The 22229-nt window shown below is 68.8% G+C and carries 20 protein-coding genes and 1 riboswitch; of the genes, 3 read left to right on the top strand and 17 right to left on the bottom strand.

Features of this window, described 5'->3' with window-relative positions; genetic code table 11:
• Positions 1 to 213: 213 nt before the first annotated feature.
• Positions 214 to 507 (bottom strand): H-NS histone family protein, encoded by a 294-nt coding sequence (locus HWX62_RS25985; protein WP_034209561.1) that lies wholly within the window; start codon positions 505 to 507, stop codon positions 214 to 216.
• A gap of 355 nt (positions 508 to 862) precedes the next feature.
• Positions 863 to 1522 (bottom strand): pyridoxamine 5'-phosphate oxidase family protein, encoded by a 660-nt coding sequence (locus HWX62_RS25980; protein ID WP_175930880.1) that lies wholly within the window; start codon positions 1520 to 1522, stop codon positions 863 to 865.
• Between the two features lie 242 nt (positions 1523 to 1764).
• Between HWX62_RS25980 and HWX62_RS25975 the strand changes: the two genes are divergently transcribed.
• Positions 1765 to 2982 (top strand): MFS transporter, encoded by a 1218-nt coding sequence (locus HWX62_RS25975; protein WP_175930881.1) that lies wholly within the window; start codon positions 1765 to 1767, stop codon positions 2980 to 2982.
• Between the two features lie 89 nt (positions 2983 to 3071).
• On the opposite strand, the gene HWX62_RS25970 is transcribed toward HWX62_RS25975, so the two are convergent.
• Both HWX62_RS25970 and HWX62_RS25965 read right to left on the bottom strand, forming a co-directional pair.
• Positions 3072 to 4214 carry a branched-chain amino acid ABC transporter substrate-binding protein gene (locus HWX62_RS25970; protein WP_034209563.1) on the bottom strand — a complete coding sequence of 381 codons (1143 nt, stop codon included), beginning with the start codon at positions 4212 to 4214 and terminating at the stop codon, positions 3072 to 3074.
• A 415-nt stretch (positions 4215 to 4629) separates the two neighbouring features.
• The gene (locus tag HWX62_RS25965; protein WP_175930882.1) at positions 4630 to 5712 is read right to left on the bottom strand and encodes a nitronate monooxygenase; all 1083 of its coding nucleotides are present in this window, start codon (positions 5710 to 5712) and stop codon (positions 4630 to 4632) included.
• A gap of 224 nt (positions 5713 to 5936) precedes the next feature.
• On the opposite strand from HWX62_RS25965, the gene HWX62_RS25960 reads away from it, so the two are divergent.
• Together HWX62_RS25960 and HWX62_RS25955 are read left to right on the top strand one after the other, a co-directional pair.
• Positions 5937 to 6629 (top strand): dienelactone hydrolase family protein, encoded by a 693-nt coding sequence (locus tag HWX62_RS25960; protein ID WP_175930883.1) that lies wholly within the window; start codon positions 5937 to 5939, stop codon positions 6627 to 6629.
• Positions 6630 to 6710: 81 nt separating this feature from the next.
• Positions 6711 to 8189 carry an amidase family protein gene (locus HWX62_RS25955; RefSeq protein WP_175931032.1) on the top strand — a complete coding sequence of 493 codons (1479 nt, stop codon included), beginning with the start codon at positions 6711 to 6713 and terminating at the stop codon, positions 8187 to 8189.
• 94 nt (positions 8190 to 8283) lie between these two features.
• Here HWX62_RS25955 and metF read toward each other — a convergent pair whose 3' ends face one another.
• The 13 genes from metF to cheY form a co-directional block, all read right to left on the bottom strand.
• Positions 8284 to 9114 (bottom strand): methylenetetrahydrofolate reductase [NAD(P)H], encoded by an 831-nt coding sequence (metF, locus tag HWX62_RS25950; RefSeq protein ID WP_175930884.1) that lies wholly within the window; start codon positions 9112 to 9114, stop codon positions 8284 to 8286.
• 34 nt (positions 9115 to 9148) lie between these two features.
• On the bottom strand, positions 9149 to 9502 hold the full coding sequence (locus HWX62_RS25945; protein WP_006477367.1) for a phage holin family protein: 354 nt from the start codon (positions 9500 to 9502) through the stop codon (positions 9149 to 9151).
• Positions 9503 to 9598: 96 nt separating this feature from the next.
• Positions 9599 to 11017 carry an adenosylhomocysteinase gene (ahcY, locus tag HWX62_RS25940; protein ID WP_175930885.1) on the bottom strand — a complete coding sequence of 473 codons (1419 nt, stop codon included), beginning with the start codon at positions 11015 to 11017 and terminating at the stop codon, positions 9599 to 9601.
• Between the two features lie 32 nt (positions 11018 to 11049).
• Positions 11050 to 11175, bottom strand: a riboswitch (S-adenosyl-L-homocysteine riboswitch).
• 122 nt (positions 11176 to 11297) lie between these two features.
• A complete protein-coding gene (locus tag HWX62_RS25935) occupies positions 11298 to 12032 on the bottom strand; it encodes an RNA polymerase sigma factor FliA (protein ID WP_006484033.1) in 735 nt (244 codons plus the stop codon).
• A gap of 22 nt (positions 12033 to 12054) precedes the next feature.
• The gene (locus HWX62_RS25930; protein WP_175930886.1) at positions 12055 to 12873 is read right to left on the bottom strand and encodes a MinD/ParA family protein; all 819 of its coding nucleotides are present in this window, start codon (positions 12871 to 12873) and stop codon (positions 12055 to 12057) included.
• Positions 12866 to 14662 carry a flagellar biosynthesis protein FlhF gene (gene flhF / locus HWX62_RS25925; RefSeq protein ID WP_175930887.1) on the bottom strand — a complete coding sequence of 599 codons (1797 nt, stop codon included), beginning with the start codon at positions 14660 to 14662 and terminating at the stop codon, positions 12866 to 12868. Before flhF ends, HWX62_RS25930 begins: the two co-directional genes overlap by 8 nt.
• Positions 14659 to 16761, bottom strand: coding sequence for a flagellar biosynthesis protein FlhA (flhA, locus tag HWX62_RS25920; RefSeq protein ID WP_175930888.1), 2103 nt, complete (start codon positions 16759 to 16761; stop codon positions 14659 to 14661). The genes flhF and flhA overlap by 4 nt, the downstream gene beginning before the upstream one ends.
• The gene (flhB, locus tag HWX62_RS25915) at positions 16758 to 17957 is read right to left on the bottom strand and encodes a flagellar biosynthesis protein FlhB (RefSeq protein ID WP_175930889.1); all 1200 of its coding nucleotides are present in this window, start codon (positions 17955 to 17957) and stop codon (positions 16758 to 16760) included. Before flhB ends, flhA begins: the two co-directional genes overlap by 4 nt.
• Before the next feature lie 414 nt (positions 17958 to 18371).
• Entirely contained in the window at positions 18372 to 18869 is a 498-nt protein-coding gene (locus HWX62_RS25910) for a VOC family protein (protein WP_175930890.1), read from the bottom strand.
• Positions 18870 to 19031: 162 nt separating this feature from the next.
• Entirely contained in the window at positions 19032 to 20264 is a 1233-nt protein-coding gene (locus tag HWX62_RS25905) for a DUF3443 family protein (protein ID WP_175930891.1), read from the bottom strand.
• A 16-nt stretch (positions 20265 to 20280) separates the two neighbouring features.
• Positions 20281 to 20784 carry a DUF2844 domain-containing protein gene (locus tag HWX62_RS25900; RefSeq protein WP_175930892.1) on the bottom strand — a complete coding sequence of 168 codons (504 nt, stop codon included), beginning with the start codon at positions 20782 to 20784 and terminating at the stop codon, positions 20281 to 20283.
• 254 nt (positions 20785 to 21038) lie between these two features.
• Entirely contained in the window at positions 21039 to 21770 is a 732-nt protein-coding gene (cheZ, locus tag HWX62_RS25895; RefSeq protein WP_175930893.1) for a protein phosphatase CheZ, read from the bottom strand.
• Positions 21771 to 21772: 2 nt separating this feature from the next.
• On the bottom strand, positions 21773 to 22168 hold the full coding sequence (gene cheY / locus HWX62_RS25890; protein WP_006754880.1) for a chemotaxis response regulator CheY: 396 nt from the start codon (positions 22166 to 22168) through the stop codon (positions 21773 to 21775).
• Positions 22169 to 22229: the final 61 nt, after the last annotated feature.

The following is a 22229-nucleotide window of genomic DNA, read 5'->3' as shown; positions in this document are numbered from 1 at the left end:
ATTCTATCAAAGACGCGTCGCACGCCCTTCCGATACCCACAAATTTCTTATTTAAATCAATCGCTTATGCGAACGTGTCGCATTTTCATTCACGTGGCACTCTTACATTTTCATGACGACGCAGAGAGGCCCGCCGGTGTCCGGAAAACAAAAAAGCCGCGCTCCTCGACGGACACGCGGCTCTTTTGAAGAGCGGGCAATCTAAACGGACGTTTAAATCGCAAACTGGTCGCGGTTCTTGCCGGCGATCCAGCGCGGCGGCTTGCCGCGACCCGACCACGTCGCGCCCGTTTCCGGATCGCGGTATTTCGCCGCCACGCCTGCGCGCGGACGGCCTACCTTGCCGGCCTTCGCGCGGCTGAGACCGAGTTCGGCGAGCGAAAAGCCGTAGTCGGCAATTTTCTGCTTCACGTCATTCAGTACTTCAGCGTATTCACGCGACTTCGCTTCTTCGATTTGCTTCTCCAGCTTCTCCCGCTGGGCCAGCAGGTCCTTGTAAGAAGACATAGTTTCCCTTTCTATCTGACCAATGGCGCCGGTCTGCAGCCAGCTCACCATTCATGAAATATATGTGCCTCGGATTTTCGAAGGCAGAGATTAGCACAAAAAAGATTTGATAGAAGCGAGATTCATGAAAATCCCGAGACCGATTGTAATTCACACATGTCATTTTGACCGGCCGCGGCCTTTTCTCAAATTTTCACGCTCCTGCATAGAGATTAGGACATTAGCGATTGGCTATTCGGTCTATCAACATACGCAATTACCCTGCATTCGGAAAATCAAAGCTTTCATCGGACGACAGTTTTGCAAAAACCACATGACGCCGTTTGCTAAGCGGACAAATCACTGACCCGCGACGTCACGTCACATCGTTCGCGCAGGCGATCAGCCGCTCGCGCAGCGCGTCGATATCGGCCGACGGCGCGTCGAACGGCGTGCGCACGCGGCGACCGTCACATCGCCAGTCCGCGCCATGGCGATCGACGCCAAGCAGGTCGAGCCCGTCGCGGCGTGCGTCGCCCGCGTCGTATGCGTGCCACAGCGCCCGTTCGTCGTCGAATGCGAGCGGCGGCAGCGTATCGAGATGCGTGCCGTCGACCCACCCCATTCGCCCGAACCCGCCGATGTAGCGCAACCGCTCGATCTCGAGCGCCCAGAACGAGAAATCGCCGAGCGCGAGATAGCGCGCGGCGTCCGGTTCGTAGCGCAGGTAACGCGCGGCGACGTGCGGATCGTCGCCGAGCGGCACGAACCGGCCCAGCAGCGTCGCGCGCTCGGCGTTCAGGACCTCGCCGTCGCGGGCATCGACGACGAGGAAACCCGCACGCGGATCGGCGGCGAGATTGCGCGTGTGCTCGGCCAGGCCGCTCACGAGGATCACGGGCCGATGGCTCGCATCGGGCGCAAACGGCACGACCGTCGGATACGGAAAGCCGTGCGGCTCGCGCGCATGGGTGGCGAGCGTGCCGACCGGGCAGCGGTGCAGCAGATGCAGGGCGAAGGCGGGATCGATGTTCAAGCGGGACTCCTGCGGTCGAAAGGCGGCGTGCCGGGCATGCGTTTCGATGTTACCTGCCGGCGCCGCGCGCCGCGCATCGGTCGAACGGCCAATGCGGCGGCGGGGCGCCGCCGCGGGATGGCCCGAGGACCCGAGCATCGAGCGAACGGCCAGCGTCCGGCACGATCGTAAGCGCTTCGATAGAATCGGACAAATCCGACGGGCGCCGCGTGCGCCCGCGCATTTTCCTGACGAGCCTTCCCGTGTCCGAATCCTCCTCCGCCAAATCGTCGTCCCCGTTCGCCGCGCCGCCCGATGCGCACCGCGTGCTGTCGCTGCCGGCCCGCCAGCGGGCGCGCGCGGCGTCGATGGCGCTGTTTTTCGTCGCCGGCATGATGTACGCGTCGTGGGGCGTGCACGTACCGACCGTGCGCGACAAGTTCGCGCTGAGCCCCGGGCTGCTGTCGATCGCGCTGTTCGCGGTCGCCGGCGGGTCGATCGCCGCGATGCTGACCATCGCGCGCTGGATCGCGCGCGTCGGCTCGCGCACCGCGTGCCTCGCCGGCGGGCTCGTGATGGCCGCGTGCGCGGCGCTGATTCTCGTCGTGCCCGACTACTGGATGCTGATCGCGGTGCTCGCGCTGTTCGGCTTCTCGATGGCGACGCTCGACGTCGCGATGAATGCCGAGGCCAGCGCGGTCGAAATCGCGCTCGGCAAACCGATCATGTCGTCGCTGCACGGCATGTTCAGCATCGGCGGGATGGCCGGCGCGGCGGCCGGCGGCGCGCTGCTGTCGGCCGGCATGGCGCCGGCCGCGCATCTCGCGCTCGCGGCGGCGGCGAGCGCCGCGGTGCTCGTGGCCGCGAGCCCGGCCGTGCTGCCGCACGTGCCGCACCACGAACAGGCGCACGGCGGCGGCAACCGCTGGCGCTCGCCGGCGTTGTGGATGCTCGGCGGCATCGCGCTGATCGCGCTGATCGCCGAAGGCGCGATGTACGACTGGGCGACGGTCTACATGCGCGACGTGGTCGCGGCGAGCCCGGCGCTCGCGAGCGCCGCGTACGCGGCGTTCTCCGGCGGGATGGCCGTCGCGCGCTTCGCGGGCGACGCCGTGCGCGCCCGCTTCGGCGCGCCGCAGCTCGTGTTCGCGAGCGCGTCGCTCGCCTGCGCGGGGATGATCGGCGCGCTGCTGCTGCCGTATCCGGCCGCGGTGCTGACCGGCTTCACGCTGATGGGCCTCGGGCTGGCCAACATGATGCCCGTGCTGTTCGCCGCCGCCGCGCGCGTGAAAGGCATTCACGCAGCCGAAGGGCTCGCGCACGTGGCCGGGCTCGCGTATTTCGGGCTGCTGTTCGGTCCGGTCGTGATCGGCGCGGTCGCGCAGGCCGTGAACCTGACGATCGGCCTGTCGGTCGTCGCGCTGTGCGCGGCGCTCGTCGCGCTCGTCGCGCCGAAGGTGCTCGCGCACCTGAAGATCTGACGGCGCGGCGGCGCACGCCGGCCCAAAAAGAAAGCGCGCATGCGTGGCCGCATGCGCGCTTTCACCCCTGCTGTTGACCGCTGGTCGCGTTACATCTTCACTTCGTCGAGCAGCGACTTCTTGCCGCTCTTGTAGTTGTACAGCGAGATCACGCCGTGCTGCAGGTCGCCCTTCGAATCGAAGGTCGTCGTGCCGATCACGCCCGTGTACTTCGTCGCCGGCATCGCCGCGAGGATCTTCGCCGGGTCCGTCGAGTCCGCGCGCTTCATCGCGTCGGCGATGATGTACACGGCGTCATACGTGAACGGTGCGTAGATCTGGATCGGCTGGCCGAAGCGCTTCTCGTACTTCGCCTTGAACGCGGCACCGCCCGGCATCTTCTCGAGCGACGCACCGGCTTCCGAGCACACGACGTTGTCGGTCGCGTCGCCGGCCAGGTCGGCCAGCTTTTCCGTGCACACGCCGTCGCCCGCGAAGATCTTCGCGCGCAGGCCGAGCTGCTTCGCCTGTTTCGCGAACGGGCCGCCGGTGGCGTCCATGCCGCCGTACATGATCGCGTCCGGGTTCTCGCCCTTGATCTTGGTCAGAATCGCGCGGAAGTCGACCGCCTTGTCGTTGGTCGCGTCATGCGACATCACCTTCAGGCCGAGCGCCTTCGCCTTCTTCTCGAACTCGTTCGCGAGACCCTGGCCGTACGCGGTCGAATCGTCGACCACCGCCACGCTCTTGATGCCCTTCGAGTGCGCGTAGTTCGCCAGTGCCGGGCCCTGCTGCGCATCGGTCGCGACCACGCGGTACGTGGTCTTGAAGCCTTGCTGCGTGTACGCCGGGTTGGTCGCCGACGGCGAGATCTGCACGATGCCCGCATCGCTGTAGATCTTCGAGGCCGGGATCGACGTGCCCGAATTCAGGTGGCCGACCACCGCGACGACCTTGTCGTCGACGAGCTTCTGCGCAACCTGCGTCGCCTGCCGCGGGTCGGCGGCGTCATCCTGCGGGTCGAGTTGCAGCGTGATCTTCTGGCCGCCGATCGTGAGACCCTTCGCGTTGATTTCCTCGACGGCGAGACGCGCGCCGTTTTCGTTGTCCTTGCCCAGGTGTGCAATGCCGCCCGTCAACGGCGCGACGTGGCCGATCTTGACGACTTGATCGGCGGACGCGTTGCTTGCAGCTGCGGCACACAGCATCGCCGCTGCGGTGATCGGCAACAGCTTTTGCATCTTGATATTCATGTAAGTCTCCAGTTCGGTCCCAATAAACGCCATCGCCCGGTGCCCCGCTGCCATCCCTGTGTTTGCAATCACTGGACGATTCGCCGGTTGCATCCTTCATGCACTTGGCCTCAAGCACGTGAAAACCGCCGCTTTTAGCAGCCGCCCGCTCGTACTTGCGCGCAAGTGTAGGCGATCAAATTAATTTGTGGGACTTTTTTGGGGTAGTGGTAACACTACCGATATGCGCGCTTTGGAAAGATGACTCGAATATCGCGGCAAGCCCCGCCGGATAAGGGTTTCCGCTAATTCAGGCGACCTTTCGAAAGGTCGTTTCAACGCAATCCCGGGGCATTTCGATTCGGTATTTTGTGCCCGGGATCATTGAATGAAACGCGCGTGACGACACGCGCGTTTCGCCTTCCATACGGACGGTTCAGGCGGCCGACGCACGCCATTCCGCATCGAGCGCGGCGACCAGTTGCGCCGTCGTCAGCGTATCGCCGCGCCGCCGCGCGAGCGGTGCGCCCTGCCCGGCCCACAGCGACAGGTAGTCGCCGTCGTTCGCGCGGGCGGCGGCCTGGCGCAACGGCTGGGTCAGCGCGTTCTGCACCGGATACGGTGGGACGTCGGCCACGTGCTCGCCGAGCCGCGCCATCAGCGTGTTGCGCAGCCCGCGGGCATGACGGCCGGTGATCGCGCGCGTGACCTGCGTCGACGTGTCGGCGCTCGCGAGCAGGCGCGCCTTCCAGTCCGGCGCGATCGCGCTTTCCGCGCACGTGAGGAACGCGGTGCCGAGCTGCGCGCCCTGCGCGCCGAGCGCGAGCGCCGCCGCGATGCCGCGGCCGTCCATGATGCCGCCCGCGGCCAGCACGGGCAGGCGCGTCGCGTCGACGAGCTGCGGGACGAGCGCGAGCGTGCCGATCAGCGCGTCGTCGGCGGAACCGATGAAGGTGCCGCGATGGCCGCCCGCCTCGGCGCCCTGCGCGGAGATCGCATCGGCGCCGGCCGCCTGCCACGCGAGCCCTTCGGCCACGTGCGTCGCGGTGCCGATCACATAAGTGCCGGCGGCATGCAGGCGTGCGACGTCGGCCGCGTCGAGCGCGCCGAACGTGAAGCTCGCGACCGGCACGCGCAGCGCGACGAGCGCATCGAGCTGCGCGCGGAAGTCGGGCGCGTAGCGCGCGGGCGCCGTGCCCGGCGGCAGGCCGAGCGCGGCGTTCAGCGGGTCGATCGCCGCGAGTGCGCGCGCGACCGTCGCCGCGTCCGGCGCGGCGTCGTCGGGCAACACGAACAGGTTGATCGCGAACGGGCGATCGGTCGCCGCGCGGATCGCGGCGACTTCGGCCTCGATACGCTCGGGCGCGAGCGCGCCGGCGCCGAGGCTGCCGAGCGCGCCGGCATTCGAGGCGGCGGCGACCATCGCGGTCGTGGTCGCGCCGACCATCGGCGCCTGCACGAGCGGCAGACGCAGGCCGAAGCGTTCGGAAAAGGGCGTGGAAAACGAGCGGGCAGACATGGCGAATCCTTCGATGACGATGCGCGAAAGCGCTTTGTAAAGGCCGGTACATCGACTCTATCGAAGCCGCGCGGCGACGAAAAATGAATAATCGAGATCGAAACGATCGCTGTGCGAGAAGCGCCCGCGTGCGCTGCAGCACCGCACGATTGGTGGCACACTAGGCCGCCTTCTTTTCACCCCGCGGCGCGCGTCGCGCGCTCCGCACGCCAGGAGTTCAGAACGTGACTGCCCAATGGATCGACATCCCGACCGGTAACGACAGCTTCGGCGGCTATCTTGCCCTGCCCAAGCGCGGCAAGGGCCCTGCCGTCATCATCATCCAGGAGATCTTCGGCGTGAATTCGCACATCCGTGCGGTCGCCGACCAGTACGCGGCCGACGGCTTCGTCGCGCTCGCGCCCGACGTGTTCTGGCGCACGCAGCCGCGCGTCGAGCTGACCTACGACGGCGCGGATCGCGACAAGGGCATCGAGCTGATGAAGAAGACCGACGTGGGCCTCGCGGTCGCGGACATCGGCGCGGCGGCCGATGCGTTGCGCGCGCGCCCCGAAGTGGACGGCAAGCTCGCCGCGATCGGCTACTGCTTCGGCGGCCAGCTCGCGTACCGCGCGGCGGCAACCGGCAAGCTCGACGCGGCGGTGTCCTATTACGGCGGCGGCATCCAGAACGCGCTCGACCTCGCCGGCCAGGTCAAGGCGCCGATCCTGTTCCACTACGCGGAAAACGACCACGCGATTCCGCTCAGCGCCGTCGATCAGGTGAAGGCCGCGTTCGCCGGCCACGGGCACGCGTCGTTCCACGTGTACCCGGGCGCCGAGCACGGCTTCAACTGCCCGGACCGCGCGTCGTACAACCAGCGTGCGGCCGCGCTCGCGCATGGCCGCACGCTGACCTTCCTCGCCGAGCACCTCTAAAAACGCCCGACCGCGGGCCTCGCGCGCCGGGCCCGCGTTATGCTCGCACCATCGCCACGAGTCACAACGGGGGTGACCGCGATGCACTCGGACTATCTCGCGCATGACGCCATCGGCCTCGCCGCGCTCGTGCGCGCGCGCCAGGCCAGCCCGCGCGAACTGCTCGACGCCGCGATCGGCCAGGCCGAAGCGGTCAACGGCGCGGTCAATGCGATCGTGCTGCAGGACTACGAAGCCGCGCGCGCGCGTGCGGCGGCCGCGCCCGAACCGGGCGCCGATACGCCGTTCGCGGGCGTACCGTATCTCGTCAAGGATCTCGGCGCGGCGGTCGCCGGGCTGCCGCTGTCGATGGGCAGCCGGCACTATCGTTACTTCGTGCCGGCCGACGATTCGCCGGTGATCGCGCGCAGCCGCGCGGCGGGCCTGAACGTATTCGGCAAGACCAACACGTCCGAGATCGGCCAGATGCCGTACACGGAACCGGAACTGTTCGGCGCGTGCCGCAACCCGTGGAACCTCGATCACACGCCGGGCGGCTCGAGCGGCGGCGCGGCGGCGGCCGTCGCGGCCGGCATCGTGCCGCTCGCGCATGCGTCCGACGGCGGCGGCTCGATCCGCATTCCGGCGTCGTGCTGCGGGCTGTTCGGCCTGAAGCCGAGCCGCAACCCGGTACTCGTCGACCTGCCGTCGAACGGCGAACTCGTCGTCCAGCATGCGGTGTCGCGCAGCGTGCGCGACAGTGCGCTGCTGCTCGACGTGACGACCGGCCAGACGCTGCCGCCCGGCGCGCCCGGCACCTTCCTCGGCGCGCTCGACACGCCGCCCGGCCCGCTGCGGATCGGCCTCGTCGTCGACCCGATGCTCGCGCCGGCGCTCGACGACGACACGCGCGCAGCGCTCGACGACGCGGCCGCGCTGCTCGAATCGCTCGGCCACCACGTCGAACCGGCGACGCTGCCAATCGACTACGCGCGCGCGGCCGAAACCTTCCTGACGCTGTGGGCGACGATCGCCGAGGACATGGTGCTCGGCGCGCGCGCGCTCACGGGCCGCACGCCGCGGCGCGGCGAATTCGAGGCCGCGACGTGGGCGATGGCCGTGGTCGGCCGCCGCCTCGCGCGCACGCGCCTGTCCGACGTGCTCGAATGGCAGCGCCAGCTCACCGTGCAGGTCGCCGGCCTCGTGTCGCGTTACGACGCGATCCTGTGCGCATCGCTTGCGGGCCCGCCGGTGAAGATCGGCGAATTGCAGCCGACGCCGTTCGAATCCGCGCAGATGAAGCTCGTCGCCGCGCTGCCGGTGAAGCCGCTGCTGAAGGAAATGCTCGCGAGATCGTCGGAGAAGGCGTTCGCATGGGCCGGCTGCACCGAGCTGTTCAACCTGACGGGCCAGCCGGCGATGTCGGTGCCGCTGTACTGGAACGCGCGCGGGCTGCCGATCGGCGTGCAATTCGCCGCGCGCCACGCCGACGATGCGCTGCTGCTGAAGCTCGCGCGCCAGCTCGAGCAGGCGCGCCCGTGGTTCGACCGCCGCCCGCCGCTGATGCAGGCGCAGCGCTGACGCGCACCGTCGTTTCCGCCCCGCGCCACGATGAAAAAAGCCCCGCCGGCACAAAACCGGCGGGGCTGTTCCGCATGCAACCGCGCGACGGCGCTTACACCGCGAGCCGTTCGCAGATCGTCCGCGTGGCGGTCGCCGCGTTCAGCGTGTAGAAGTGCAGCCCCGGCACGCCCGCGTCGATCAGGCGCTGGCACAGGCTCGTGACGACGTCCGCGCCGAACGCGCGGATCGACTCGCGATCGTCGCCGAAGCTCTCGAGCCGGCGCGCGACCCAGCGCGGCACTTCGGCGCCGCACATCTCGGAGAAGCGCATCAGTTGCGAGAAGTTCGTGATCGGCATGATGCCCGGCACGATCGGCACCTCGACCCCCAGCTTGCGCGCATCGTCGACGAAGCGGAAATACGCATCCGCGTTGAAGAAGTACTGCGTGATCGCGGAATTCGCGCCGGCTTTCACCTTGCGCGCGAAATTCTCGAGATCGGCCTTCGGCGAGCGCGACTGCGGGTGGTACTCCGGGTAGCCGGCGACTTCGATGTGGAACCAGTCGCCGTGCTCGGCGCGGATGAAGCTGACGAGTTCGGACGCATAGCGCAGCTCGCCGACCTCGCCCATCCCCGACGGCAGGTCGCCGCGCAGCGCGACGATGTGCCGGATGCCGTGCGAGCGGTACTGGTCGAGGATCGCGCGCAGGCTGTCGCGCGACGAACCGATGCACGACAGGTGCGGTGCGGCCTCGAGGCCGTCCTTCTGCATGTCGAGCACGGTATCGAGCGTACCCTGCTGCGTCGATCCGCCGGCGCCGAACGTCACGGAGACGAATTTCGGCTTCAGCGGCAGCAACTGCGCGCGCGTCGCGCGCAGCTTCTCGACGCCGTCCGCCGTCTTCGGCGGGAAGAATTCAAACGAGAGTTCGATCGGTTTCATGATTCGATGGGGTTGGGCCTGCGCCCGCCCGCCTTCAGCCGATGTCGCGCTGGCCGAAGATCAGGGCGGACAGCAGCCACGACACGATGCTGTACAGGATCGAACCGAAGAACGCGGACCAGAACCCCGACACCTCGAAGCCCTTCAGCAGCGACGACGCGAACCAGAAGCACAGCGCGTTCACGACGAGGATGAACACTCCGAGCGTGACGATCGTGACGGGCAGCGTCAGCAGGATCAGCACCGGCCGGATCACCGTGTTGATCAGCCCGAGCACGACCGCGATGATCAGCGCGGTGCCGAAGCTCTTGATGTGGATCGACGGCACGAGGTACGTGATGATCAGCAGCGCGAGCGCGTTGATGACCCAGGTGAGGATGACGCTCATGGAGGGCTCCGGTTCGGTTGTCGATCGGTACGCTCGGTGAGCGCCGCCGCGCCGTGCGCCCGCAACGGGCACGCACGGCGCGGCGGCGGCAGCGCATCAGTAGCGGTAGTGGTTCGGCTTGAACGGGCCGTCCTTCTGCACGCCGATGTACGCGGCCTGCTCGTCCGACAGCACCGACAGGTTCGCGCCGATGCGCGCGAGGTGCAGGCGCGCGACCTTTTCATCGAGATGCTTCGGCAGCACGTACACCTTGTTCTCGTACTGGTCGCCGCGCGTGAAGAGTTCGATCTGCGCGAGCGTCTGGTTCGCGAACGAGTTCGACATCACGAACGACGGGTGGCCGGTCGCGCAGCCGAGGTTCACGAGGCGGCCTTCGGCCAGCAGGATGATGCGCTTGCCGTCCGGGAAGATGATGTGGTCGACCTGCGGCTTGATGTTTTCCCACTGGTACTGGCGCGTCGACGCGACGTCGATTTCCGAATCGAAGTGGCCGATGTTGCAGACGATCGCGTTGTGGCGCATCGCCTTCATGTGATCGTGGTTGATCACGTGGTAGTTGCCGGTCGCCGTCACGAAGATGTCGGCCTTGTCCGCCGCGTATTCCATCGTCACGACGCGGTAGCCTTCCATCGCCGCCTGCAGCGCGCAGATCGGATCGATTTCGGTGACCCACACGGTCGCGCCCAGGCCGCGCAGCGACTGCGCGCAGCCCTTGCCCACGTCGCCGTAGCCCGCGACGACCGCGACCTTGCCCGCGATCATCACGTCGGTCGCGCGCTTGATGCCGTCGACGAGCGACTCGCGGCAGCCGTACAGGTTGTCGAACTTCGACTTCGTGACCGAATCGTTCACGTTGAACGCCGGGAACGGCAGGCGGCCGTCCTTTTCCATCTGGTACAGGCGGTGCACGCCGGTCGTGGTTTCCTCGGTCACGCCCTTGATGTGCGCGAGGCGCTTCGAGTACCAGTTCGCGTCGACGTCGAGGTGCTTCGCGATCGACTTGTACAGCGCGACTTCTTCCTCGTTGGTCGGCTTCGCGATCACCGAACGGTCCTTCTCGGCCTTCGAGCCCAGGATCAGCAGCAGCGTTGCGTCGCCGCCGTCGTCGAGGATCATGTTCGCGAATTCGCCGTTCGGCCATTCGAAGATGCGGTGCGAGAACTCCCAGTATTCGTCGAGCGATTCGCCCTTGAACGCGAACACCGGCGTGCCGGCTTCGACGATCGCGGCCGCCGCGTGATCCTGGGTCGAGAAGATGTTGCACGACGCCCAGCGCACGTCCGCGCCGAGCGCCTTCAGCGTCTCGATCAGCACGCCGGTCTGGATCGTCATGTGCAGCGAACCCGCGATGCGCGCGCCCTTCAGCGGCTGCTGCGCCTTGTATTCGTCGCGGATCTGCACGAGGCCCGGCATTTCGGTCTCGGCGATGTTCAGTTCCTTGCGGCCCCAGCCGGCCAGCGCCATGTCGGCGACGACGTAATCGTGGGAAGCCTTGGAATCGATAATGGCGTTCATCACGCCCTCCTTTCTAAAAAGTTTCTAGATTGGTGACGTGAGCGCCGTTCAGGAAGCGGGGCCGGCGCGACGGTCGCGAAACGCGCCGCACGGCTGCTTGGTGAAGCCTTCCGAGCCTGGCGGACGCAGGATGGTCCGTCGCAACGCTCCTCGGAAAACGGAGGGGATTGTAGCAAATCGGCGCGTGAAATGCGCAAGGACCGCGCAAGGACCGCGCAAGCACCGCACACGAGCACGGCAGAAGCGCGCGGCGCCGGCGCGCGCGGCCGTCGGCAAAGGGTCAGGACTCGGCGCCGACCCACGCCTGTTCGCGCAGCCGCGCGCGCAGGCGCGCGACGGCCTGGCTGTGCAGCTGGCACACGCGCGATTCGCTCACCTCGAGCACCGCGCCGATCTCGCGCAGATTCAGACCCCGTTCGTAGTACAGCGACATCAGCAGCTTCTCGCGCTCCGGCAGCCGCTCGATCGCCTCGACGAGCGCCTCGCGCAGGTGCTCGTCGAGCAGCGCCGACAGCGGATCGGCGTGATCGACGCGATAGCGGTCGAGGAACGGCTCGTCGTCGGCCGCGCGGTCGAAATCCTCGTAGTAGATGAGCTGGCTGCCGTGCAGGTCCTGCAGCATCCCCTGGTATTCGTCGAGCGGCATGTTCAGGTGCTGCGCGATCTCGGTCTCGCTCGCCGAGCGGCCGAGGTGCTGCTCGACCTGGTGCACCGCGTGCTCGACCTCGCGCGACGTCTTGCGCAGGCTGCGCGGCAGCCAGTCGTTGCTGCGCAGCTCGTCGAGCATCGCGCCGCGGATGCGCTGCGTCGCGTAGGTCTCGAACTGCGCGCCCTGGTCTTCCTTGTAGCGGCCGGCCGCGTCCATCAGGCCGATCATGCCGGCCTGGATCAGGTCGTCGAGATCGACGCTCGCCGGCATCTTCGCGACGAGCTGCAGCCCCAGGCGGCGCACGAGCGGCGCATATTGCGCGAGCACGTCGGCCTGGGACATCTTTCCTTGAGCGTTGTACATCATGGCTCCCTCCTTCGGGTGGCGCTCACGCGGCGTGGGCCGCGCCCGCCTCGTACGACGGCTTGCCGCCGGCGTGGACCGCGCGGCCCGCACCCGAGCGCGGGCGCATCGGCCAGTACAACAGGTCGGCGGCGATCTGCCGGTAGTCGCGCGCGGCAGGCGACGACGGGAACGCGTCGACCGCCGCATGCATCAGTTCACGCGCGTGCTCGACGAGCGGATCGGCGCTCACGCAGCCCGCGTCGGCGATCGACACGGTCAGGTAGCGGCTCGCGACGCCCGCGAGGTTGTCGAAGGCCGTCTTCGCGTCCGCGTGGCTGCCGACGTGATTGGTCAGCACGCGGAACTGCGCGAACGCATGCGCGAAATGCAGCCGCTTCATGCACGCATACGCCTCGGTGATCGCCTGCGCGGCGACCCGCGTGACGACCAGCACGTCGTGCGCTTCGCGCGCGAGCGCCGAGAACGCGCCGTCGGCGCCGAGCTGCGCGTCGACGAGGACGATGTCGGCCGGGCCGTCGATGAAGTCGCTCAGTTGCGCGTCGCTGTAGCCTGCGCGCGCGAGCCGCGCGGCGCCGCACAGGCCGAAGCCGGCCGCCACCCGCGTGCGTTCGCCGTCGCGCAGCCACGCGCCCGCGAGCGTCGCGCTGGCCGAATGCACGTCGGCGCGCTCGTCGACGACGAGCACGTCCTTGCCGAGCGACGCGAGCGCCGCCGCGAGATTCACCACGGTGGACGTGCAGCCGACGCCCGCCGGCCCGCCCGTCACCGCGACGATGCGCGACGCGCGCCCGGCGAGCAGGCGCCGCAACCCTTCAGCCTGGTCGATGATCCGTTTATCCAAATCGCACCTCGTGCAGCTCGGCGGTGGAACGTGCGGTCAGTGCGGAAAGCAGCGTCGGCATGTCCTCGTCTTGCGGCACGAAGGGCGAGCCGTCGCGCGGCACACAGAACGCGCTCTTCAGCAGGAATCGGGTCGACGCGACGTACAGGTTCTCCGGCACCTTCTGGCCGGTCGACACGTAGTGGACCGGCAGCTTGTAGCGGATCACCGTGTCGAGCACGCCGCCGAGGTGGGTCGCCTCGTCGAGCTTCGTGAGGATGCAGCCCGCGAGATCCGGATGCTCGCCCACGCTGCGGTACGCCTGCACGACTTCGTTGAGCGTGTCGCCGTGGCTCGTCGCGTTGAGCAGCAGCAGGCGCTGCACCGGCGCGTTCGCGCCATGCAGCATCGCGATCTGGTCGGACACCGCGCGGTCGCGCTGACTCATGCCGATCGTGTCGATCAGCACGATGTGCTTGTTGCGCAGCTCGGACAGCGCGAGCGCGAGGTCGCCCGCGTCCTTCACCGCGTGCACCGGCACGCCGAGGATCTTGCCGAAGATGCGCAATTGCTCGTGGCCGCCGATCCGGTAGCTGTCGGTGGTCAGCAGCGCGACCTTGCTCGCACCGAAGCGCATCACGCAGCGCGCGGCCAGCTTCGCGGTGGTGGTCGTCTTGCCGACGCCCGTCGGCCCCATCAGCGCGAACACGCCGCCGCGCTCCATCAGCGCGTCCTCGCTGTCGAGCACCGGCAGGTTCGACGCGAGCACCGACTGCGCCCATTCGGCCGCCTGCTCGAAGGTCTGCGCGCCGTCGCCGGACGGCAGGTGGTCGACCAGCATCCGCACCAGTTGCGCGGAGAAGCCGGCCGCGAACAGGTGCTTGGTCAGCGCACTGTGGACCGCGCTGCGACGCTGGCGGTCGTGCCACATCAGGCTGTCGAACTGCTCTTCCATCATCCCGCGCAGCTCGCCGAGCTCCTGCATCACCGTGTCGTTGACGATCCGCTCGATGCGCGACTTCACCGCATCGGCCACCGCGGCGGCCGCGTCGGCGGACAGGCGCGTGCGCTCCGTCGCCCTGCCGGCGTACGCGGCACCCATGTCGGGGGCGCGCTTCGCGGCGGCCGGCGATCCGGCGGCCGGCGATCCGGCGGCCCGGCGCTCGGCATCGCGGACGATGTCGCGCGCCCAGTCCGGCGGCGTCGCGCCGGCAGCGGGCCGCGGCGCGGGCGCGGCGGCCTGCGGCTCGGCAGGCGCCTGCGCACGGGCGATCAGCGCGTCGCGCTGCTGCGTCAGGCGCTTCGCGTGCTCGACCAGCCACGGCGCGGGTTCGGAAGTGGCGGCCGGCGATCCGGCGGCCGGCGACCCGGCGGCGGGCGTACCGGCGGCGGGCGACCCGGCGGCCGACAGCGCTGCCGCGCCGGCCGCGTCCGCATCGAGCGACGAAGGATGCGCATCGGTCTCCTGCGCGTCGGCGCTCGCGCCGAACACGGACGAGAACACGTCCGGCAGCCCGCCTTCGCCCGCCGCATACGGATTGACGGCCGGGCGCGGGGCGCTGCCCGGGCGCGACACGATGCCCGGCACGGCGGCGGCCGGCACCGATTCCGGCACGCGCGGCGTGACGAGGCGCGCACGCGCGGCCGGCGGCGCCACCGCGGCGAGATCCGAATCGGCGAGTGCGACGATTTCGACACTGCCGTCATCGAGCGTGCGGTTCGACAGCACGACCGCGTCGGCGCCGAGCGCCTCGCGCACGAGACGAAGCGCGTCGCGGCTCGTCGCGCCGGTGAATTTGCGAATGTTCAAGCGGAACCCCCGATGACGTTAACGACTTTGATCGTGCGTGTGTCCGGCACTTCGGCGTACGACAGCACTTTCAATTGCGGCAGGCTGCGGCGCAGGAAACGCGCGAGCATCGCGCGCAGCGCGTGCTGTACCAGCAGCACCGGCGGCAGCCCGAGATTCTGTTGACGCAGCATCGCTTGCTGCGTGCCGGTCAGAAGGTTGTGCGCGAGGCCCGGTTCGAGGCCGGGGTTCGCGCCGGTGGCAAGCGCCTGCGACAGCACGCGCTCCAGATTCGCGTCGAGGCCCATCACCTGCATTTCGCCGTTGCCCGGATACCACTGCTGCGTGATCGCGCGGCCGAGCGACAGGCGCACGGCGGCCGTGATCTCGAACGCGTCGCCGCGGCCCGCATGTTCGGACACGGCCTCGAGGATCGTGCGCATGTCGCGGATCGGCACGCCTTCCTCGAGCAGGTTCTGCAGCACCTTCTGCAGCGTGGTGAGCGAGATCGTCTTCGGCACGAGGTCCTCGACGAGCGACGGCGCGTCCTTGCCGGTGCGCTCGACGAGCGCCTGCACTTCCTGGCGGCCGAGCAGCTCGGCCGCGTGCTGGACGACGAGATGGTTCAGGTGCGTCGCGACGACCGTGCTCGCGTCGACCACCGTGTAGCCGTACACCTGCGCCTGCTCGCGCAGCGCGACGTCGATCCACACGGCCGGCAGCCCGAACGCGGGATCCTGCGTGACGGCGCCCGGCAGCGCGGCCGTCACCTGGCCGGGGTTGATCGCGAGCCACTGGCCCGGGAACACTTCGCCCGCGCCGATCTCGACGCCCTTCAGCGCGATCCGGTACGCGTTCGGCCGCAGCTCGAGGTTGTCGCGGATATGGATCACCGGCGGCAGGAAGCCGATTTCCTGCGCGAATTTCTTGCGGATGCTCTTGATGCGCTTGAGCAGCTCGCCGTCGCTGTTCCGGTCGACGAGCGGAATCAGCCGGTAGCCGACTTCGAGGCCGAGCGGGTCGATCAGCTGCACGTCGTCCCAGGTCGCTTCGTGGCTGTCGGCCGGCAGCACGGCGGGCGGTGCGATGTCGGTCACGTCGCCGGCCGCCTTGCGGGCTGCCGCGCGCCGGGTTTGCGTGCGCGCCAGCCAGATCGCGCCGCCGCCGAGCGCGAGGAACGCGAAGTGCGGCATCCCCGGGATCAGCCCCATCAGCACGATGATCGCGCCGGTGATCGTCAGCACGCGCGGGTTCGTGAAGAGCTGGCCGGTGATCTGCGTGCCGATGTCCTCGTCGGTCGCGACGCGCGACACGATCACGCCGGCCGCGGTCGAGATCACGAGCGACGGGATCTGCGCGACGAGGCCGTCGCCGATCGTCAGCAGCGTGTAGTTGGTGCCGGCCGCGGCGAAGCTCATGTCGTGCTGGACCATCCCGACGATCAGCCCGCCGATCACGTTGATCGCCATGATGATCAGGCCCGCGATCGCGTCGCCGCGCACGAACTTCGACGCGCCGTCCATCGACCCGTAGAACTCGGCTTCCTGCGAGACGGCCAGGCGCCGCTTGCGCGCCTGCTCCTCGTTGATCAGGCCCGCGTTCAGGTCGGCGTCGATCGCCATCTGCTTGCCGGGCATCGCGTCGAGCGTGAAGCGCGCGGACACTTCGGCGATCCGCCCCGCGCCCTTCGTGATCACCATAAAGTTGATGATCATCAGGATCACGAACACGACGATGCCGACCGCGAAGTTGCCGCCGACGAGGAAGTGGCCGAACGCCTCGATCACCTGGCCGGCCGCGTCGGGGCCGGTATGGCCCTCGAGCAGCACGACGCGCGTCGACGCGACGTTCAGCGACAGGCGCAAGAGCGTCGAGAACAGCAGCACGCTCGGGAACGCCGCGAAGTCGAGCGGCTTCATCGTGTACATGCTGACGAGCAGCACCATCACGGACAGCGCGATGTTGAACGTGAACAGCAGATCCAGCAGCAGCGGCGGCAGCGGCAGGATCATCATCCCCAGGATCATGCAGATGAGGATCGGGCCCGCGAGCGCGCGCAGGTTCGTGCCTGCCAGCAGGTTCGGGCGCTTCGCGAACAGGCCGGTGGTCGGGGTACTCATGCCGCGTTCCCTTGCGCGCCGAGCGCGTCTTCGGCTTCTTCGCGCTCGTCGTCGGCGGCGACCGACGCGCCCTTGTCGAGTTCGGCCGGCACGTCGAGATCGACCGGCACCGCCGGGAACGCGCCGCCTTCCGAGCGGAAGCGCTTGAGCTGGTAGACCCATGCGAGCACTTCGGCCACCGCCGAGTACAGCGAGCCGGGGATCTCGCGCTCGAGTTCGACGTTGTGATACAGCGCACGCGCGAGCGGCGGCGCTTCGAGCAGCGGCACGTTGTGTTCGGCCGCGAGTTCGCGGATGCGCGCGGCGACGAGGTTCACGCCCTTCGCGACGACCTTCGGCGCGCGCATCTCGCCGTCCGTGTATTGCAGCGCGACCGCGAAGTGCGTCGGGTTCGTGACGACCACGTCGGCCTTCGGCACGGCCGCCATCATCCGGCGCCGCGCGATCGCGCGCTGCTGCTGGCGGATGCGCCCCTTCACGTGCGGATCGCCTTCGTTCTCGCGATGCTCGCGCTTCACTTCTTCCTTCGTCATGCGCAACTTCTTGTTGTACTGCCAGAGTTGGTAAGGCACGTCGAGCCCGGCGACGACCAGCATCCCGGCGACCGTCGTGCCGCAGCACACGGCGACCAGATGCAGCGCATCGGGCAGCGCGGCGCCGAGCGGCTGCGTCGCGAGGCCGAGCAGTTCGTCCTTGCTGCGCCAGATCGCGATGCCGCCGATCCCGCCGACGACCAGCGTCTTCGCGATCGACATCCCGAGCTGGATCGGCCCCTGGATCGAGAAGATCCGGCCGAGGCCCGAGATCGGGTTCAGGCGGTCGAACTTCAGTTCGAAGGTCTTTTGCGAAATCAGCCAGCCGCCGAGCGCCATCGGCGCGAGCAGCGCGGCGACGCCGGTGAGCGCGAGAAGCGGCAGCAGCGCGGCGAAGCCTTCGAGACTCGCGCTGCCGGCCGCCGACAGCATCCGGTGGGTGTCGAACGCGGTCGCGCGATCGAACGTGAACGCGCCGCGCAGCATCGCCTGCAGATGCGCGCCCGACGGGCCCGCGAGCAGCCATGCGCCGTAGAATCCCGCCGCGAGCAGCGCGAACGAAGCCAGCTCGCGCGAACGCGCGACCTGCCCCTCCTCGCGCGCCTTCTCGCGGCGCCTGGGAGTGGCGGCTTCGGTCTTGTCGAGATCGCTCTCGTCTGCCACGGGGCCTCCAGTCGGGGACGGCGGAATGCCGCTTTCCAGTGACACCGATTATTCATGGACGCGTCAAACGCCGATCGGTCGAGCAAAGCCGGGAAAGGGGGGTATTTCGGGGAATCGGGCGAGCCGCCGCGAACACGGCCGGCGTGGGGGCGAAACGACGCGCGGCGCGGCGGAAAAACCGGCCGGCCGGCGCACGGGCGAGACGGTCGGCCCCGTGCGATCGGGGCGGCGCCGGGACGGTTCGGGCCCGCGGCGCCGCGCGAGCCGCTCCCATCCACGCGAGCGGCGCGATGCCGCCGACGAGCGGAATCGGTGCGCGCAGCAGGAGCGGCCCGGGCGGGCCGACTCGCGCCGCACGAGGGCAGTACGGGACACGCGGTCACGAGCCCGGACGGCCCGGCCGACCGAAATGGGCTAGCCGGCCGCCGCCCGCTGCAGCGCGCCGAGATCGAGCTTCTTCATCGTCATCACCTGCGCCATCACGCGCTCGGCGCGGGCCGGGTCGCCCGTCATCAGCTCGGCCATCTGCACGGGCACGACCTGCCACGACACGCCGAAGCGGTCGCGCAGCCAGCCGCATTGCTGCGCGCGCTCGTCGCCGCCTTCGGACAGGCGCGCCCAGTAATGGTCGATCTCGCCCTGGTCGCGGCAGTTGACGACGAACGACACGGCCGGCGTCATCTGGAACACGGGGCCGCCGTTCAGCGCGACGAACGCCTGCCCGTCGAGCTCGAACGCAACGGTCATCACCGCGCCCTCGGCGTTGCCGGACGCGTGCGCGCCGGCCTTGCCGTAGCGCGCGACGTGCACGATGCGCGCGTGGTCGAACACCGATACGTAGAAAGCGGCCGCCGCCTCGGCGTCGCGGTCGAACCACAGGAACGGCGTGATGCGCTGGATACGCGGGGTCATGGCGCTGTCTCCTCGATGTCGTGCCGGCACCGGTGCCGGTCTTACATCGTAGACGCTATGGCGGCGCCCGGCGGCGCGCCGGTCCGTAGCCGCCGCACGGCCGCGGGATGAAAAAAAGGGGGCGATCGCTCGCCCCCTCGTTCGTGCGTGCGCCGTGCCGCGTCAGAATGCGACGAACGGCTGCGGGCCGCCGCTCGCGGTCTTGTCCATCCCGAAATAGATCGTCTTGCCGTAGAAGTGCGGCATGCCGATGTCGAGCCAACTGGACGAGCCGAACGGGCCCGCGATGTCGTTGAACGCGAACGTCGACGGGTTCGAGAACAGCGCATCCGCGTTCGCGACCGGCATCGACACGGTGCCCGACGCGCCGTTCTGGCCGCTCAGCGTGGCCGAGTAGGTGGTCGTCGCCGCCGGGCAGTAGAACTGCGTATTTTTCGAACAGACCGTCTGCGCCGAATCGTTGAAGAAATACGCGTTCGAGCCCGTATCGAAGAACGCGGTCACGGTGCGCCCCTGGAACGTCGCGTTGACGTCGCCGGTCGTGGTCGACGTCATCACCGTCTTGCCGCTCAGGTTCGGCAGGCCGAACGTCAGCGTGCCGGTCGCGCTCGCCTGCCCGTTGTCCGAGATGGCCGGCATCTGCACGCTCACGCCGTCGTTGTTCGCGAACCGATGCACCGGGTTGGCCACCTGCTGCGCGAGCGGCACGAGCGCGACCGTGCAGCTCGCGTTGTCGCCGTTCGGGCACGCGTAGTAGTTGTTGCTCGTCGACGTCGACGTCGCGCAGGTCGTGCCGCAGTCGTACGGCGCCGGCCCGATGCCGAGGATCCCGTTCGCGCCGAGCGCGCCGGTCGAGTTGGCCGACGCGCCGCCGTTCGTGCACGAACTCGGCACGTTCGTCGTGCCGAGGTCGCCGATGATCTGCACGGGCAGCGACGTCGCCTGCTCGGTGCCGATCGACAGGTCGACGGTGCGCACCGAGCCCCACGTGTAGCTCGACACGAACTTGCCGCATTCGGCGACCGGCGCGCCGCCGCTCGTCACCTGCGGCAGGCTGTCGTGCACGCCGGCCACCGCGCTGCCGACGAGCCGCAGCCCGTAGGACGCGGTATCGACGAGCACGTTGTTGACAATCTGACAGTTCGACGTGCCCGGCACGCAGACCTTCACGCTGATGGTCGGGATGTTGATCACGTTCGCGGCGCCGGCGGAGACCGTGACGACGGCCGTGTTGCCGCTGTTGCCGTCGGATCCGCCCGAGCCGTTGCCGCCGGTATTGCCGGCATTACCCGAACCGCCGCCATCGCCGCCGCCGCAGGCGGTCACGAGCACGGCCGTTGCGGCCAGGAGGCCCAGCACGCCGAGCCAGCGCTTGAATGTACGAGGAATGCTCAAGATCGCTCTCCCGCTGTCACTGGATATCGGTGCCGGCCACGCCGGCCGGCAGCGCCGACGGCAGCCATGCCTGGCCGGAGAAGGCGCCCATGTGGCCGCCCGTCCGGATCACGAGGCCGCTCGTCTCGACGGCCACCGGCGCGCGCCAGCCGCGCGCCCGGTGCGCCGCCTGGACACCGGCGGTGTACTGCGGGAAATAGCTGCCGAGCAGCGACGCGAGATCCGGCATCGTCGGCCCGCGCCACGCGAGGCCGAACACGCTGCCGGCGACCGACGTGTATTCGTGGATGACGGTGCCCGATCCGAGCGTGATCTCGCGGACGGTATAGGCGGCCGTGCTCGTCTGCGCGCCGTCCGCCGCGCGCATCGCGCGCTGCAGCGCGCGCACGGTGGCGGCCTGATCGTCCGCCGGCGGCGACATCGGCGCGCCGCCCAGTTCCGCGTGTGCGTGGACGGCCCACAGCACACCCATTGCAGCCGTCGCGTGCGCGACGGTCCAGCCCAAGCGTTTCAGCTTCACGTTCCCCCCCACGGGACTGGCTTCGTGGCCGACGGCGCACCGTCGGCCCGCCGCCTGCCAACTTATGAATCGTACGAATGACGCTACGTTGCTGCTGACGCGTAGTATGCCTGCGGAGTGTGGCTAAGTGTCAATTCGACGCAGGATCACGCCACCCGGTGCTGGGGGCGGGCGGCCGGAAACGAAGCCGGGACGGGGAATGCATGCATCGGGCCGCCCCCCCGGACGGGGCGCGCCGGTGCGGGGCGGCAGCGTCAGAAGCCGAGGCTCGCGAGCAGGTCGTCGACCTGCCCCTGGTCCTGGACGACGTCGGATTTGCCCTCCGGCGCGATCTGCGGACCGTTCAGCAGCGACTCGGGGCTGCCGGTCGCGCTGATCTGTTCGGCCGCGAGCGCGGCGGCGGTGGCCGCGAACTGCTCGCGCCGCTCGGGCGCGATGTTCTCGACCAGCACGGTGAGCAGTTGCTGCTCGATCAGGTAGACCATGTCCATGATCTTCTTGATCACCTGCCCGGTCAGGTCCTGGAAATCCTGCGCGAGCATGATCTCGAGCAGCTGCGCGCTGGTCGCGGACGCGGCCTCGGGCAGCGCGCGCAGGAACGTGCGCGTGTCGTCCATCAGCTCGCGCACTTCCGCGTGCTCGATCGGGGCCGCATACCACTGCGCCCAGCGCGCGTCAAGCGCCTCGGCCTCGTTCTGGATGCGCTCCTGCATCGGCTTCGCGACCTCGATCGCATTCAGCACGCGCACCGCGGCCTGCTCGGTCATCGTCGCGACGTAGCGCAGCCGGTCGCGCGCATCGGGCACGGCTTCGGCCGCGCGCTCGACATGCTTGTCGAGCCCGAGCTCGCGCATCGAATCGCGCAGCGTGCGCGTGACGTGGCCGATGCGCGCGAGGATCCGGTCGCTCGCGTAATCGGCGCCTTCGGCATGGCCGTCGGCGTTGACCGCCGCGCCGGCGAGCGCCGCATGGATCGGCTCGTTCACGTTCAGCTCCCGGCCTTGGCCATCTTGTCGATGATCTTGTTCAGCTTCTCGTCGAGCGTCGCGGCCGTGAACGGTTTCACGACGTAGCCGCTCGCGCCGGCCTGCGCGGCCGCGATGATGTTCTCCTTCTTCGACTCCGCCGTGACCATCAGCACCGGCAGGTGCGTGAGCGTCGCGTCCGCGCGGATTTCCTTCAGCATCGCGAGGCCGTCGAGGTTCGGCATGTTCCAGTCGGAGATCACGAAGTCGAAACCGCCGCCGCGCAGCCGCGCGAGACCGGCCGCGCCGTCCTCGGCCTCGTCGACGTTCGTGTAGCCCAGTTCCTTGAGCAGGTTGCGGACGATCCGGCGCATCGTCGGGAAATCGTCCACCACCAGGATTTTCATGCTCTTGTCCATCGTCGTTCCTTTCCAGATTCGTTTCCGTCGGGACGCGCAGCGTGCCACGCGCCCCGTGACA

The organism is Burkholderia sp. BCC0506, from assembly GCF_902833145.1.
In the GTDB taxonomy this organism is placed as follows: domain Bacteria; phylum Pseudomonadota; class Gammaproteobacteria; order Burkholderiales; family Burkholderiaceae; genus Burkholderia.
This window is presented reverse-complemented; position numbering and strand designations above follow the sequence as displayed.

Bases quoted from the DNA above. Each gene is read 5' to 3' on its own strand.
- HWX62_RS25945 (WP_006477367.1), bottom strand. From the start codon at position 9,502: ATGAGCGTCATCCTCACCTGGGTCATCAACGCGCTCGCGCTGCTGATC.
- ahcY (WP_175930885.1), bottom strand. From the start codon at position 11,017: ATGAACGCCATTATCGATTCCAAGGCTTCCCACGATTACGTCGTCGCC.
- HWX62_RS25910 (WP_175930890.1), bottom strand. From the start codon at position 18,869: ATGACCCCGCGTATCCAGCGCATCACGCCGTTCCTGTGGTTCGACCGC.
- HWX62_RS25965 (WP_175930882.1), bottom strand. From the start codon at position 5,712: ATGTCTGCCCGCTCGTTTTCCACGCCCTTTTCCGAACGCTTCGGCCTG.
- HWX62_RS25970 (WP_034209563.1), bottom strand. From the start codon at position 4,214: ATGAATATCAAGATGCAAAAGCTGTTGCCGATCACCGCAGCGGCGATG.
- metF (WP_175930884.1), bottom strand. From the start codon at position 9,114: ATGAAACCGATCGAACTCTCGTTTGAATTCTTCCCGCCGAAGACGGCG.
- cheY (WP_006754880.1), bottom strand. From the start codon at position 22,168: ATGGACAAGAGCATGAAAATCCTGGTGGTGGACGATTTCCCGACGATG.
- HWX62_RS25935 (WP_006484033.1), bottom strand. From the start codon at position 12,032: ATGATGTACAACGCTCAAGGAAAGATGTCCCAGGCCGACGTGCTCGCG.
- HWX62_RS25955 (WP_175931032.1), top strand. From the start codon at position 6,711: ATGCACTCGGACTATCTCGCGCATGACGCCATCGGCCTCGCCGCGCTC.
- flhA (WP_175930888.1), bottom strand. From the start codon at position 16,761: ATGAGTACCCCGACCACCGGCCTGTTCGCGAAGCGCCCGAACCTGCTG.
- HWX62_RS25985 (WP_034209561.1), bottom strand. From the start codon at position 507: ATGTCTTCTTACAAGGACCTGCTGGCCCAGCGGGAGAAGCTGGAGAAG.